The 13,588-nt window shown below is 70.6% G+C and carries 12 protein-coding genes; 5 read left to right on the forward strand and 7 right to left on the reverse strand.

The features are described from left to right. Positions 1-15 precede the first annotated feature (15 nt). The 4 genes from QM517_RS17060 to QM517_RS17075 all read left to right on the forward strand — a co-directional run bounded on the left by QM517_RS17060 (position 16) and on the right by QM517_RS17075 (position 4,307). On the forward strand, positions 16-981 hold the full coding sequence (locus QM517_RS17060) for an ABC transporter permease (RefSeq protein ID WP_308208922.1): 966 nt from the start codon (positions 16-18) through the stop codon (positions 979-981). Next, the gene (locus QM517_RS17065) at positions 978-1,949 is read left to right on the forward strand and encodes an ABC transporter permease (RefSeq protein ID WP_283289204.1); all 972 of its coding nucleotides are present in this window, start codon (positions 978-980) and stop codon (positions 1,947-1,949) included. The genes QM517_RS17060 and QM517_RS17065 overlap by 4 nt, the downstream gene beginning before the upstream one ends. Then, positions 1,946-3,571, forward strand: a complete 1,626-nt coding sequence (locus QM517_RS17070; RefSeq protein ID WP_283289206.1) for a dipeptide ABC transporter ATP-binding protein — start codon at positions 1,946-1,948, stop codon at positions 3,569-3,571. The genes QM517_RS17065 and QM517_RS17070 overlap by 4 nt, the downstream gene beginning before the upstream one ends. A 142-nt stretch (positions 3,572-3,713) precedes the next feature. After that, positions 3,714-4,307 (forward strand): helix-turn-helix domain-containing protein, encoded by a 594-nt coding sequence (locus tag QM517_RS17075; protein WP_077052547.1) that lies wholly within the window; start codon positions 3,714-3,716, stop codon positions 4,305-4,307. Here the strand turns inward: QM517_RS17075 and QM517_RS17080 are convergent. The 4 genes from QM517_RS17080 to QM517_RS17095 all read right to left on the reverse strand — a co-directional run bounded on the left by QM517_RS17080 (position 4,288) and on the right by QM517_RS17095 (position 8,338). Next, positions 4,288-4,812 (reverse strand): hypothetical protein, encoded by a 525-nt coding sequence (locus QM517_RS17080; RefSeq protein WP_283289208.1) that lies wholly within the window; start codon positions 4,810-4,812, stop codon positions 4,288-4,290. The genes QM517_RS17075 and QM517_RS17080 overlap by 20 nt on opposite strands. 91 nt (positions 4,813-4,903) lie before the next feature. Beyond that, a complete protein-coding gene (locus QM517_RS17085) occupies positions 4,904-6,259 on the reverse strand; it encodes an APC family permease (protein WP_077052545.1) in 1,356 nt (451 codons plus the stop codon). A 217-nt stretch (positions 6,260-6,476) separates the two neighbouring features. Continuing rightward, a complete protein-coding gene (locus QM517_RS17090; protein WP_077052544.1) occupies positions 6,477-7,871 on the reverse strand; it encodes an aspartate aminotransferase family protein in 1,395 nt (464 codons plus the stop codon). After that, positions 7,868-8,338, reverse strand: a complete 471-nt coding sequence (locus QM517_RS17095; RefSeq protein WP_022878024.1) for an Lrp/AsnC family transcriptional regulator — start codon at positions 8,336-8,338, stop codon at positions 7,868-7,870. Before QM517_RS17095 ends, QM517_RS17090 begins: the two co-directional genes overlap by 4 nt. Positions 8,339-8,506: 168 nt before the next feature. Between QM517_RS17095 and QM517_RS17100 the strand changes: the two genes are divergently transcribed. Then, positions 8,507-9,274: a HEAT repeat domain-containing protein gene (locus QM517_RS17100; RefSeq protein WP_283289211.1), complete on the forward strand. Its 768-nt coding sequence runs from the start codon at positions 8,507-8,509 to the stop codon at positions 9,272-9,274. Between the two features lie 6 nt (positions 9,275-9,280). Here QM517_RS17100 and QM517_RS17105 read toward each other — a convergent pair whose 3' ends face one another. From QM517_RS17105 to QM517_RS17115, 3 genes are read right to left on the reverse strand one after another with little or no spacing between them, the layout of a single operon-like run. After that, positions 9,281-10,705 carry an aminobutyraldehyde dehydrogenase gene (locus QM517_RS17105; RefSeq protein ID WP_283289213.1) on the reverse strand — a complete coding sequence of 475 codons (1,425 nt, stop codon included), beginning with the start codon at positions 10,703-10,705 and terminating at the stop codon, positions 9,281-9,283. After that, positions 10,702-12,063 carry an aspartate aminotransferase family protein gene (locus QM517_RS17110; protein WP_283289214.1) on the reverse strand — a complete coding sequence of 454 codons (1,362 nt, stop codon included), beginning with the start codon at positions 12,061-12,063 and terminating at the stop codon, positions 10,702-10,704. Before QM517_RS17110 ends, QM517_RS17105 begins: the two co-directional genes overlap by 4 nt. A gap of 26 nt (positions 12,064-12,089) precedes the next feature. Beyond that, on the reverse strand, positions 12,090-13,577 hold the full coding sequence (locus QM517_RS17115) for a CoA-acylating methylmalonate-semialdehyde dehydrogenase (protein WP_283289216.1): 1,488 nt from the start codon (positions 13,575-13,577) through the stop codon (positions 12,090-12,092). Positions 13,578-13,588 lie beyond the last annotated feature (11 nt).

The following is a 13,588-nucleotide window of genomic DNA, read 5'->3' on the forward strand; positions in this document are numbered from 1 at the left end:
GTTCAAGGAGACTCCGTGAGGATCGCCCCCGCGCAGATGCTGCGCTTCCTGGGCCTCCGGCTGCTGTCGTCGGCCGTCGTGCTGCTCGGTGTGCTGATCGTCGTGTTCGCCCTCGTGCACCTCGTGCCCGGTGACCCCGTGCGCCTCGCCCTCGGCACCCGGTACACGACCGAAGCGTACGAGGCGCTCCGCTCGGCGTCCGGTCTCGACCGCTCGCTGCCCGAGCAGTTCTTCTCCTACCTGGCCCGCGCGGTGACCGGTGACCTCGGCGTGAGCTTCCGAAACGGTCAGCCGGTGACGACCACCCTGCTGCAGCGCCTGCCCGCCACGATCTCGCTCGCGCTCGTGGGACTCGCGGTCGCCCTCGTGATCTCGGTGCCCGCGGGGGTGTACTCGGCGCTGCGCGAGGGGCGCGTGAGCGACGTGATCGTGCGGCTGACGAGCCAGTTCGGGGTCTCCGTGCCGGACTTCTGGCTGGGTCTGCTCCTCATCTCGCTCTTCTCCGTCACGCTGGGTCTGCTTCCGGCCAGCGGGTACGTCGCCCTCGCCGAGGACCCCGCGGGGTGGGCACGCCAGGTGACCTTGCCGGGGCTCACCGTCGGTCTCGTCGCCGGGGCGATCATGACGCGCTATATCCGTGCCGCCGTCATCGACGTGGCCTCGTCGGGGTACATCCGCACCGCGGTGTCGAAGGGGCTGCCCCGCCGCGTTGTCGTGTCCCGCCACATCGTGCGGGGAGCCCTCGTTCCGGTGCTGACGATCGCCGGCATCCAGTTGGCCACGATCCTCGGCGGCGTCATCGTGGTCGAGGTGGTCTTCGCCTGGCCGGGCCTCGGTCGTCTCGTGTACGACGCCGTCGCCGCGCGCGATTACCCGCTCATCCAGGGCGCGGTGCTGCTGGTGGCCGTGATGTTCATCGTCGTCAACCTGATCGTGGACGTGCTGTACGCCGCCGTCGACCCGAGGATCCGTGCCGCATGAGCTCCGTCGAACCCACCCCCGGGCCCGCTGTCGCCTCCGCCCCCGCCCCCGGGCGCGTGGCGTCCTGGCGTCTGCTCGCGAGCAATCCGCTGACGGTGGCCGCGGCCGTCGTCCTGGCGATCGTCGTCCTCGCGGCCGTGCTGGCGCCGTGGGTCGCGCCGTACGGGGTCAACCAGATCGACGTCGCCAACGCGCTGACGCCGCCGAGCCCCGCGCACTGGTTCGGGACCGACGAACTCGGCCGCGACGTGTTCTCGCGGGTGCTGCTCGCCGGTTCCACCTCGCTCATGATCGCCGTCTCCGCCGTGACGATTGCGCTCGTCCTGGGGCTCGTGCTCGGCGTCGTCGCGGGCTACGCGGGCGGGTGGGCCGACGCGGTGCTCATGCGCGTCGTCGACGTCATGTTCGCTTTCCCGGTGCTGCTTCTGGCCCTGGCGATCATCGCGATCTTCGAGCCGGGGGCGCTCACCACGACGATCGCGATCGGCGTCGTCTACACGCCGATCTTCGCCCGCGTCGCCCGGGCCAGCACGCTGGCGCTCCGCTCCTCGCCGTTCGTGCAGGTGTCGCGCACGATGGGCACGCCTCCGGCATCCATCCTGCTCCGGCACGTGCTGCCGAACATCGGTGGTCCGATCGTCGTCCAGACCTCGCTGTCGCTCGCGTTCGCGATCCTCTCGGAGGCCGCCCTGTCGTTCCTCGGGCTCGGCATCCAGCCACCGTCCCCGTCATGGGGAGGCATGCTCTTCACCGCTCAGGGTTTCCTCGCCCAGGCGTGGTGGATGAGCGTGTTCCCCGGGGCGGCGATCTTCGTCACGGCGCTGGCCTTCAACCTGCTCGGCGACGGTCTGCGCGACGGCCTCGATCCGCGCCAGCGCACGATCATCGAGGCACGGCGGGGGGAGCGTCGCCGTAACGGGCCGCCGCGCCTCCGGCGGGACACGATCAGCACGGAGGTGCGGCCATGAGCGTCCTGGAGGTGCGGGATCTCCGCGTCGCGATCGGCGAGACGTCGATCGTCCGAGGGCTCGACTTCTCGGTGGACCGGGGTCAGACCCTCGGCATCGTGGGCGAGTCGGGCTCGGGCAAGTCGTTGACGGTGCTCGCGGCGACCGGCCTCATCGATGCCCCCGGGCGACGGGTCGACGGCTCGAGCGTTCTGCGGACGGACCCGGATGCCCGGGGCGTCGAGCTCGTGGGAGCGTCCGACCGCGTGCTGCGCTCGGTGCACGGCGACGCGGTCGGGTTCGTCTTCCAGGACCCGTCGACCTCCCTGAACCCTTATCTGACGGTCGGGCGGCAGATCGCCGAGTCTCTGGAGGCGCACCGCGGCCTGTCGCGTCGGGCCGCGCACGCCCGGGCGATCGCGCTGCTGGAGGCCGTCGGCATCCCGGACCCGGCGGTCCGTGTCGACGCGTACCCGCACCAGTTCTCGGGCGGTCAACGCCAGCGCGTCATGATCGCGATCGCCCTCGCGTGCGACCCCGCCCTTCTCGTCGCCGATGAGCCGACCACCGCGCTCGACGTCACCACCCAGGCGCAGATCATCGACCTCGTGCAGCAGTTGCAGCACGACCGCGGGACCGCGGTGGTCTGGATCAGTCACGACCTCGGGGTGATCGGCCAGGTCGCCGACGATGTTCTGGTGCTGCGCCACGGCGAGGCCGTCGAGCAGCGACCGCTCCTCGACGTCTACGCCGATCCGCAGCACGCCTACACGAAGGAGCTGCTCGCGGCGCGTCCGCGCGTGGTCGCCGGATCCGGTCCGACGCCCGAGCCCGGCGCGGCTGCGCTCCTCGCCGTCTCCGGTCTGGACGTGCGCTTCGTCCTGCAGACGCCCGCAGGTCCGCGTACCGTGCACGCCGTCGACGACGTGTCGTTCACGGTGCGCCGCGGGACGACCCTCGCCCTGGTGGGAGAGTCGGGGTCGGGGAAATCGACGATCGCGAACGCCTTGACGGGGCTCGTGGCCCCGCACGCCGGGACCGCGACCCTGGCGGATGCCGAGGGCGAGGGCGTCCGCGACGCGCTCCGCGCGAAGCGTCGCGACCGTCGGCGCATCGCCATGGTGTTCCAGGACCCGTTCGCCTCCATCGACCCGCGTCGCACCGTCGCCGACGCGATCACCGAACCGCTGCGCGTGCACCGCCTCGGCGGTTCAACCCCCGCCGCCCGCGCCGCCCGCGTGCGGGAGCTCCTGGAGCTCGTCGACCTCGACCCCGCATTCGCCCAGCGCTACCCGCACGAGTTGTCGGGCGGGCAGCGTCAGCGAGTGTCGATCGCGCGCGCGCTCGCGCTCGAGCCCGAGCTGGTCATCCTCGACGAGGCCACGGCCTCCCTCGACGTCTCGGTGCAGGCCCGCGTGCTCGCCCTGCTCCGGCGTCTGCAGGTCGAGCAGGGGCTGACGTACCTCTTCATCGCACACGATCTCGCGATCGTGCAGCAGATGAGCCATGACGTCGTAGTGCTTCGCGACGGGAAGGTGGTCGAGACGGCTCCTGCGGCCGAGCTGTTCGCGCACCCGCGGCAGGAGTACACGCGCGATCTGCTGGCCGCGGTGCCGCCCGACGGCCCGCGGGTGCGTTCGTGATCCCGCTGACTTCGGGCGAACGTACGTCGGCTGCCCCCGCTGACGTGCATTCCCCCGAAGTCAACGGTGGGGTGGAGCGGGGGAGGGCGCCACACGCGCGTGAGCGCGCGCCACACGTCCACGGCGCTACGCTGACACGGTCATGACACGAGCCACGGATGCCGACGAGCAGCGCACCGTCGAGACCCTCGGCGCCGCGGTGCGCGACGCCCGCAAGCGGCTCGGCTTGAGCGTGCAGGCGCTGTCGGAGAAGGCCGGGGTGAGCTTCGGCCTCGTCAGCCAGCTAGAGCGCGGCCTCGGCAACCCGTCGCTGCAGTCGCTCCAACGGCTCGCCGGGGCCCTCGGCATCCCGGTCACCCAGTTGCTCGACGAGCCGGCGGTGCCTCTGGCGGTCGTGACGCGCGCGAAGCGGCACATCATGCCGGTGGCCGCGGACGCCCCGCCGCACCAGCGCGCCGAGCGCGAGCTGCTGACACCGCGCGGGGAGTCGATGCTCCAGCTGATCCGCTCGACGCTGCCGCCCGGCTTCACGAACGAGGCCAGCCCGTTCCGCCACATCGGCACCGAGACGGTGACCGTCGAGTCCGGCGTGCTGGTCGTGTGCCAGTCGGATCGGCGGGTCGAACTGCACGCCGGCGACACCGTCACCTACGGCTGCTCGGCCCCGCACTGGTGGGCGAACGGACACGACGGCGAAACCGTGGTGCTGGGCGCGGTCACCCCGTTCGAGCGCTGAGGCCCCGGGGCACCCGGAACGCCGGTCGCTCGCCCGGCCCCGCGACGTACTCGTCGTCGCACCGGAAGCCGCGCAGCCACGGCTCACCGTCGATGACGCGCAGGTAGAAGCCCCTCGGATAGTCGTGGTCCGCGCGCAGCGCGGGGGTGGCGACCTGCAGCGACGCGGTGGGCGCGCGACCGGTGCTGAGGATGCTGTCGGGAGCGACCTCCTGGTCGAGCCACACCAAGCGCAGGTACGGGGCGGTGTCGGGTGGGCACAGCGCGAGGCCGTTCGCCTCCGCCGCCGCGTGCACCTGCGCGAGCGTGCCCCCGTCCGCGAGACCGAGGTCTGCGACCGAACGCTCGACGATGTCGATGGTTTCCGCGGCGCGGGTGTCGAACACGGGGTCGGCCAGCAGTACCTCGGCATACGGATTACGTCGGATGCCGGCGGCATCGAGCTGCCGGACCAGCTCTTCACGGGCGATCCCGCCGACGTCCAGGGTCCAGGTGCGCGCACTCACCGCAGCAGGCTACGCCGCACGTGCACCGCGCAACGCGAAGGCCGCGGCATCCCTCCCAAAGGAACGGATGCCGCGGCCCAGGCGATGCGGGTCAGATCTCCGAGCGCGGACCGGGGACGGTCTTGTTCACCCCGGTGACCGGCTGGTTCTCGTCGAACGAGGCGATCGGCCGCTTGAAGCCGCGCGTCAGGACGATCAGGTACACGACGCCGATGCTGGTCCAGATGAGACCGCCGATCAGTGCGTGCATGTCGAGGTTCACCCACAGGAGGCCCGTGAGCAGCATGCCGATCGCGGGCATCACGATGTACCGGAAGATGTCTCCCGGCGTCTTGCGCAGGCCCTTGCGGATGGCGAACCAGGCGATCACCGAGATGTTGACGAAGGTGAACGCGATGAGCGCGCCGTAGTTGATGTAGGCCGCGATCTGCTCGAGCGTGAACGCGATGGCCAGGAGGCTCACCACGCCCACGATGATGATCGACAGCGTCGGGGTGTGCGTCTTCGGGTTGATGAAACCGAAGATCCGACGGGGGAGCACGTTGTTGCGGCCCATCACCATCAGCATGCGCGAGACCGAGGCGTGGGAGGCCAGCCAGGACGCGAGCGTCGCGGCGAAGCCGGCCGCGGTGAGCACGGCCTGCAGCACCGGGCCGCCGACCTGGACGCCGATCTCGGGCAGCGTGCTGTTCTCGATCGCCTCCGGCGGGAAGGCGGCGGAGTCGGGGAAGCGCAGCTGCGTGAAGTACGACGCCACGAGGAAGATCGCGCCACCGGCCACGAGGGTCAGCAGGATCGCGCGGGGCATGATCTTCGGCGACTTCGCCTCTTCCGAGTACATCGACACCGCATCGAACCCGATGAAGGAGAAGCACACGATGGTGGCTCCGGCCAGCACCGCGCCGAACTGCACCTCGCTGTGGGCGAAGGGGGCGAGGGACACGACCGTACCGGCCCCCGCGCCGCCCACGAGCTGCACCGCGACCATCACGACGAACACGGTCATCACGAGGATCGAGAACACCAGCAGGATCATGTTGACGTTCGAGGTGCCGCGCATCGTGAGGTAGATGACGCCCGTGACGCCGGCGGTGAAGACGACGACCCAGATCCAGCCCGGGATGTCGGGGAACAGCGCCTCCATGTAGCTGCGCAGGATGAGGGCGTTGACCATCGGCAGCAGCATGTAGTCGATGAGGGCCGTCCACCCGACGACGAACCCGACGCCGGGGTGGATGGACTCACGGGCGTAGGTGTAGGCGGATCCTGCACTCGGGATGACGCGGACCATCTTGCCGTAGCTGATGGCGGTGAACACCAGCACGACGAGCGCCACGGCGTAGGCCGCGGGGACGACGTTGTTGGTCTCCTCGGCGACGAGGCCGAAGGTGTCGAAAACGACGGTCGGGGTCATGTAGCCCAGGCCGAGGCCCACGATCGACCACAGGCCGAGGGTGCGGGCGAGCTTGGCTCCCGAGCTGGACGCGGGCGCCTGCGTGGCGCCGATCTTCTCGTTCGTGGCTTCTCCTAGAGGGGCGGGTCGGGATCGGGCGGATCCGACCGAGCGGATGATGTCGGGTGGAGCTTCGGGTGCACCGCTCCGGGTGGGGGCGGGGGAGGAAGAAGCGGATGCCGCCGGGGTGGGGCGGCATCCGCTTCGCGGGTCAGAGGCGCGTCCAGGCCTCGGTGAGCGTCGAGCGCAGGATCTGCTCGATCTCGTCGAACTCGGACGGGCCGATCGTGAGCGGCGGAGCGAGCTGGATGACGGGGTCGCCCCGGTCGTCCGCGCGGCAGTAGAGACCTGCGTCGTACAGCGCCTTCGACAGGAAGCCGCGCAGCAGGCGCTCGGATTCGTCGTCGTCGAAGGTCTCCTTGGTGGTCTTGTCCTTGACCAGCTCGATGCCGAAGAAGTAGCCGTCGCCGCGGACGTCGCCGACGATGGGCAGGTCGAGCAGCTTCTCCAGCGTCGAGCGGAAGACGGGGGAGTTGGCGCGGACGTTCTCCAGCAGCCCCTCCTCCTCGAACACGTCGAGGTTCTCCATCGCGACGGCGGAGGACACGGGGTGGCCGCCGAAGGTGTAGCCGTGCGGGAACGACGCGTCGCCGTGCGCGAACGGCTCGTACACGCGATCGCTGACGATCGTGCCGCCCAGCGGCGAGTAGCCGCTCGTCACAGCCTTGGCGAACGTGATCATGTCGGGCTGGTAGTCGTAGGCCTCGGCGCCGAAGTAGTAGCCGAGCCGGCCGAACGCGCAGATGACCTCGTCGCTGACGAGGAGCACGTCGTACTTGTCGCAGATCTCGCGCACGCGCTGGAAGTACCCGGCGGGCGCCGGGAAGCAGCCGCCGGCGTTCTGCACGGGCTCGAGGAACACCGCGGCGACGGTCTCGGGACCCTCGAACTGGATCATCTGCTCGATGCGGTCCGCCGCCCACAGGCCGAACTCCTCGGGCGTCCCGCCGCCGAAGCCGGACTCCGCGGCGCGGTAGTAGTTCGTGTTCGGCACGCGGAAGCCGCCGGGGGTGACGGGTTCGAACATGTGCTTCATCACGGGGAGACCGGTGATGGCGAGGGCGCCCTGCGTGGTGCCGTGGTAGGCGATCGCGCGGGAGATGACCTTGTGCTTGGTGGGCTTCCCCTGGGTCTTCCAGTACTGCTTGGCGAGCTTGAACGCCGTCTCGACGGCCTCGCCTCCGCCGGTGGAGAAGAAGACGTGATTGAGGTCGCCGGGGGCCAGGTGGGCGATGCGGTCGGCGAGCTCGATCGCGGCCGGGTGGGCGTAGGACCACAGCGGGAAGAACGCGAGCTCCTCGGCCTGCTTCGCGGCGGCCTGGGCGATGCGGCGGCGGCCGTGGCCGGCGTTGACGACGAAGAGGCCCGAGAGGCCGTCGATGTAGCGCTTGCCCGCGGCATCCCAGATGTGGTGCCCCTCGCCCTTGACGATGATCGGGACGCCGGGTCCTTCGGTCATCACGGACTGGCGGGCGAAGTGCATCCAGAGGTGGTCGCGGGCTTTCGCCTGGAGGTCGGTCTGCAGGTCGATTTCGTGAAGCGTCATCGCGTTCCCCAGTTGTAGAGCTGTCGGTGGAGTTTCAAGTACACGAACGTCTCGGTCGCCACGACGTCGGGCAGCGACCGGATGCGGTCGTTGAGGAGGTCGATGAGGTCGTCGTCGCTCTCGCAGACGACCTCGACGAGGAGATCGAAGGATCCCGCCGTGGAGACGACGTAGATGACGCCCGGGAGCTCGGCCATCTCGGCCGCGATCACCCGGGTGTCTCCCGACACGCGCACCCCGATCATCGCCTGGCGGGCGAAACCGAGCTGGAGCGGGTCGGTGACGGCGACGATCTGCAGGACTCCGGCGTCCTGCAGTTTCTGCACCCGTTGCCGTGTGGCGGTCTCGCTGAGGCCGACGGCCTTGCCGATCTCGGCGTACGAGCGGCGGCCGTCCTCCTGCAGCTGCTCGACGATGGCCTTCGACACGCTGTCGAGGACCGGACGCCGTTCCGCGGAGATGCTCATGATGGGGCGACGGTATCAGCGCTCACACATCTTGCTCAATGGTGAAATCGAGACTTATTGCGCCGTAACAACGCGGAAACCGTCGTTTTGAGGACTTCCCGTGCAGAACGGGTCTCCTCGTCCCGGCGCGTGTCAAGCTGGGCGGGGCGACGAACGGGAGGGCCGCGCATGGCGGAGGGCGACATCACGGCGGGGCTTCGAGCCGCCCTGGATCGCGACGACGCGTCGCTGCGCCTGCGCGCGGCCATGGATGCCGGCACCCGACCGAACGACGCGTTCATCGCCGTGCTGGTCGATCGCTGCGCCGTCGAGCCCGACTTCTTCGTCCGCGACATGCTCACCTGGGCGCTCACCCGTCACGACGCGTCGCTCGTCGTCGACGCGATCCTGCCCGAGCTCGGCTCGCCCTTCCCCCAGGCACGCAGTCAAGGGCTGCACACGCTGTCGAAGATCGGCGACCCACGCACGTGGAACGCCATCACCCCCGCGCTCCTGGACGACGAGGAATCGAGCGTCGCCCGGGCGGCGTGGCGGGCCGCGGCCGGACTCGTCCCGGACACCGAGCGGGCGGCACTCGCCGCCGCGCTGGCGCGTCACCTCGGCCGGGGCGACATCGAGACGCGCCGCAGCCTGAGCCGCGCGTTCGTGATGATCGGCGAGGAGTCCGGGCCCGCGGTCGACGCCGCGACGGAGGCGGACGACGAGGCCGTGCGCGTCCACGCCCTCGCGACGCGCGCCTTGATGGACGACCCGGATGCCGGGTTCGAGGGCGCCGTCGATCATGCGCGGCGCGTCAACGCCCAGCGCCACGCGCCGGCGGGACCGGACGCCGACCCGGTCGCGGAGCAGCAGGCGCCGGACGCCCCCGAGGCGGGGACGCCCGACGCGGAGCAGCAGGCGCCGGACGCCCCCGAGGCGGGGACGCCCGACGCCTGAGCCGCATCAGGCGAGGCTCGACATCACGTGCTTGAGGCGCGTGTAGTCCTCGAAGCCGTAGACCGAGAGGTCCTTGCCGTAACCCGAGTGCTTGAACCCGCCGTGGGGCATGTCCGAGACGAACGGGATGTGGGCGTTGATCCACACGCACCCGAAGTCCAGATCGCGGCTGAAGCGCAGCGCGCGGCCGTGTTCGCGGGTCCAGACGGATGCCGCGAGCGCGTAGGGGACGTCGTTGGCCATCTGCAGCGCTTCGGCGTCCTCGTCGAACGCCTGCACCGCGAGGATCGGACCGAAGACCTCCTGCTGGACGAGCTCGTCGTCCTGCCGGAGACCCGTCACGATCGTGGGGGCGAAGAAGAAGCCGGTGTCGCCCACGCGGTGTCCGCCGGTCGCGACACGCGCGTGCGCCGGGAGACGGTCGACGAATCCCTGCACGCGCGCCAGCTGATCGGGGTTGTTCACGGGGCCGAAGAACGCGTCGGGGTCGTCCGGTGCGCCGACCTTCACGCTCTCCCCGACGTAGGAGACCAGGCGCGCGACGAACTCGTCGTGCAGCGACGCGTGCACGAGCACGCGGGTCGCGGCCGTGCAGTCCTGACCGGCGTTGAAGAACGCCGCCTGCGCGATCCCCGCCGTCGCGGCATCCAGATCGGCGTCCGGGAAGACGATCGCGGGCGCCTTCCCGCCGAGCTCGAGGTGCACGCGCTTGACCTGCCGCGCCGCCGACTCCGCGACCTGCATGCCCGCGCGCACCGACCCGGTGATCGCGACGAGCTGCGGGGTGGGGTGCTCCACGAGCGCCCGCCCGGTCTCGCGGTCGCCGAGGACGACGTTGAGCACGCCCGCCGGGAGGATCTCCGCGGCGAGCTCGGCCAGACGCACGGTGGTCTGCGGCGTCGTCTCGCTGGGCTTCAGCACGACGGTGTTCCCCGCCGCGATCGCCGGGGCGATCTTCCAGATCGCCATGTTGAGCGGGTAGTTCCACGGCGTCACCTGCGCCACGACGCCGATCGGCTCGCGTCGCACGTAAGAGGTGAACCCCTCGGCGTACTCCGCGGCGGCGCGGCCGTCCAAGTCGCGCGCGGCACCGGCGAAGAAGCGCAACTGGTCGACCGACTGATCGATCTCGTCCGCCACGAGGGTCGCGCGGGGCTTCCCCGTGTCCTCGGACTCCAGGTCGGCGAACTCCTCGGCGTGGTCGGCGAGGGCGTCGGCGAGCCGGAAGAGCGCGAGCTGGCGCGCGGCCGGGGTCGTCAGCCGCCACGACGCGAAGGCCCGGGATGCCGCCTGGAAAGCGGCATCCACCTCCTCCTCGGTCGAGCACGGGGCCTGGGCGTACACCTCGCCGGTGACGGGGCTGACGAGGTCGAGGAGCCGCCCGGTCGACGGCGACGAGACGCCGTCGACCAGGTTGGTCAGCGTCCTCACGCCGAGGCCGCCTCGTCGGCGACGGAGAGGGCCTCGTCGATGATGTCGAGGCCGCGTACGAGGTCCTCCTCCGAGATCACCAGCGGCGGGGCGACGTGCACGCGGTTGAAGTGCGTGAACGGCCACAGGCCCGCCTTCTTGCACGCCGCGGCGAAGGCCGCCATCGGAGCGGCGGCAGGACCCGCGGCGTTGAACGGCACGAGGGGTTCGCGGGTCTCGCGGTCACGGACGAGCTCGATCGCCCAGAACAGGCCGCGACCGCGGATCTCGCCGATCGACGGGTGCTTCTCGGCCATCTCGCGCAGGCGCGGTTCGACGACGCGTTCACCGAGGTCGCGCACCCGCTCGAGGATCCCGTCTCGGCGGAACACCTCGAACGTCGCGATGCCGGGGGCGCACGCGAGCGGGTGCCCCGAGTACGTCAGGCCGCCGGGGAAGGTCACGGTGTCGAAGTGGCTGGCGATGGCATCCGAGATCACCACTCCGCCCAGCGGCACGTAGCCCGAGTTCACGCCCTTGGCGAAGGTGATGAGGTCGGGCGTGACGTCGAACGCGTCGACGGCGAACCACTCGCCGATGCGGCCGAAGCCGACCATGACCTCGTCGGCGATGTAGACGATGCCGTACTTGTCGCACAGCGCGCGGACGCCGGGGAGGTATCCCGGCGGCGGCACGAGCACGCCGTTGGTGCCGACGACGGTCTCGAGGATGATGGCGCCGATCGTCGATGCGCCCTCCAGGATGATCGTCTGCTCGAGGTGCTCGAGCGCGCGGGCGGTCTCCTCCTCCTCGGATGCCGAGTGGAACGCGGAGCGGTACGCGTACGGGCCGAAGAAGTGCACGACCGAGGCGTCGGCGGGCTCGTTCGCCCAGCGCCGGGGGTCGCCGGTCAGCGTGATGGCCGTGGAGGTGTTGCCGTGGTAGCTGCGGTACATCGCGAGCACCTTGCGCTTGCCCGTCACCAGGCGCGCCATGCGGACCGCGTTCTCGTTGGCATCCGCTCCGCCGTTGGTGAAGAACACCTTCGAGAAGCCCGCGGGGGCGACCTCGGCGATGAGGCGCGCGAGTGCGCCGCGCGTGCCGTTCGCCATGGCCGGCTGGATCGTGGCGAGATCGCCCGCCTGGCGCTGGATGGCCTCGACGAGGTCGGGGTGCTGGTGCCCGAGGTTCAGGTTCACCAGCTGCGACGAGAAGTCCAGGTAGCTGTTGCCGGCGTAGTCCCAGAACGTCGCGCCCTCGCCACCGGCGACCGGCAGCGGGTCGATGAGCGCCTGGGCGCTCCAGGAGTGGAAGACGTGGGCGCGGTCGTCCGCGCGGACCTGCGCGTCAGCGGCGAGGTCGGGGGAGGTGAGGGTCATGATCGTTCCTTTCCGGATGCCGCGGGTCAGTGGTTGCTGGGGAAGCCGAGGCTGATCTGGCTCTCGCTCGGGTCGGGCCAGCGGGTCGTGACGACCTTGCTGCGCGTGTAGAAGTGGATCGATTCGGGGCCGTAGATGTGCGAGTCGCCGAAGAGCGAGTTGCGCCATCCGCCGAACGAGAACGCGCCGACCGGGACCGGGATCGGGACGTTCACGCCGACCATGCCGACCTCGATGTCGAACTCGAACTGGCGGGCGGTGCCGCCGTCGCGCGTGAACACCGCCGTGCCGTTGGCGAAGGGGCTGGAGTTGATCAGCTCCACGGCCTCGTCGTACGTCTTCACTCGGACGACCGAGAGCACGGGTCCGAAGATCTCGTCGTCGTACACCTTCATGCCGGGGGCGACGCGGTCCACGAGCGAGACGCCGACGAAGAAGCCGTCGCCCTCGAACTGCTGCGTCGTGCCGTCGACGACGACCTCGGCGCCCTCGGCTGCGGCTCCCGTGACGTAGGAGGCGACCTTGTCGCGGTGCTCGCGCGTGATGAGCGGACCCATCTCGCTCGCGGCATCCGTTCCCGGGCCGATCTTCAGGCCCTCGATGCGGGATGCCACCTTCTCCACCAGCGCGTCGGCGACGTCGTCGCCCACGGCCACGAGCACCGACACGGCCATGCAGCGCTCACCGGCGGAGCCGTAGGCGGCCGAGACGGCGGCGTCGGCGGCGGAGTCGAGGTCGGCGTCGGGCAGGACGACCATGTGGTTCTTCGCCCCGCCGAGGGCCTGCACGCGCTTGCCGTTCTCGGCGGCGCGCGAGTAGATGGACTTCGCGATCGGCGTCGAGCCGACGAAGCTCACCGCGCGGACGTCGGGGGAGTCGAGCAGCGCGTCGACCGCGACCTTGTCGCCGTGCACGACGTTCAGCACACCGGCGGGGAGCCCGGCCTCCTCGAACAGCTTCGCGAGGAAGAGCGACGCCGACGGGTCCTTCTCGCTCGGCTTCAGCACGACGGTGTTGCCGCACGCGATCGCCGAGGCGGTCATCCACAGCGGCACCATGACGGGGAAGTTGAACGGTGTGATCGCCGCGACCACGCCGACCGGCTGCTTGACGGAGTGCACGTCGACGCCGCGGCTGACCTGTTCGGCGTGCTCGCCCTTGAGGAGGTGCACGAGGCCGGCGGCGAACTCGACGTTCTCGATGCCGCGGCTGATCTCGCCCTTGGCATCCGAGAGCACCTTGCCGTGCTCGGCCGCGATGATGGCGGCGAGCTCGTCGGTGCGCTCGACGAGGAGGTGGCGCAGGCGGAAGAACACGTCGGCGCGCTTGATGAGGCTCGTCGCCCGCCACGCGGGGAGGGCGGCCTTGGCGACGGCGATCGCCTCGTCGACCTCGGCGGTGGTGGCGAACGCGACCTGCGCCTGCACGCGTCCGGTGGCGGGGTCGAACACGTCGCCCGTCCGCTCCGCGGCACCGCGGGCTTCGCCGTTGATGTGGTGGTGGATGACGGTCATGCGGATCCTCC

The organism is Microbacterium sp. IEGM 1404, from assembly GCF_030056775.1.
Taxonomy (GTDB): domain Bacteria; phylum Actinomycetota; class Actinomycetes; order Actinomycetales; family Microbacteriaceae; genus Microbacterium.

What these genes read in the sequence shown, in the direction of transcription:
- QM517_RS17065 (WP_283289204.1), top strand. Translation starts at nt 978, where the DNA reads ATGAGCTCCGTCGAACCCACCCCCGGGCCCGCTGTCGCCTCCGCCCCC.
- QM517_RS17070 (WP_283289206.1), top strand. Translation starts at nt 1,946, where the DNA reads ATGAGCGTCCTGGAGGTGCGGGATCTCCGCGTCGCGATCGGCGAGACG.
- QM517_RS17075 (WP_077052547.1), top strand. Translation starts at nt 3,714, where the DNA reads ATGACACGAGCCACGGATGCCGACGAGCAGCGCACCGTCGAGACCCTC.
- QM517_RS17090 (WP_077052544.1), bottom strand. Translation starts at nt 7,871, where the DNA reads ATGACGCTTCACGAAATCGACCTGCAGACCGACCTCCAGGCGAAAGCC.
- QM517_RS17095 (WP_022878024.1), bottom strand. Translation starts at nt 8,338, where the DNA reads ATGAGCATCTCCGCGGAACGGCGTCCGGTCCTCGACAGCGTGTCGAAG.
- QM517_RS17100 (WP_283289211.1), top strand. Translation starts at nt 8,507, where the DNA reads ATGGCGGAGGGCGACATCACGGCGGGGCTTCGAGCCGCCCTGGATCGC.
- QM517_RS17110 (WP_283289214.1), bottom strand. Translation starts at nt 12,063, where the DNA reads ATGACCCTCACCTCCCCCGACCTCGCCGCTGACGCGCAGGTCCGCGCG.
- QM517_RS17115 (WP_283289216.1), bottom strand. Translation starts at nt 13,577, where the DNA reads ATGACCGTCATCCACCACCACATCAACGGCGAAGCCCGCGGTGCCGCG.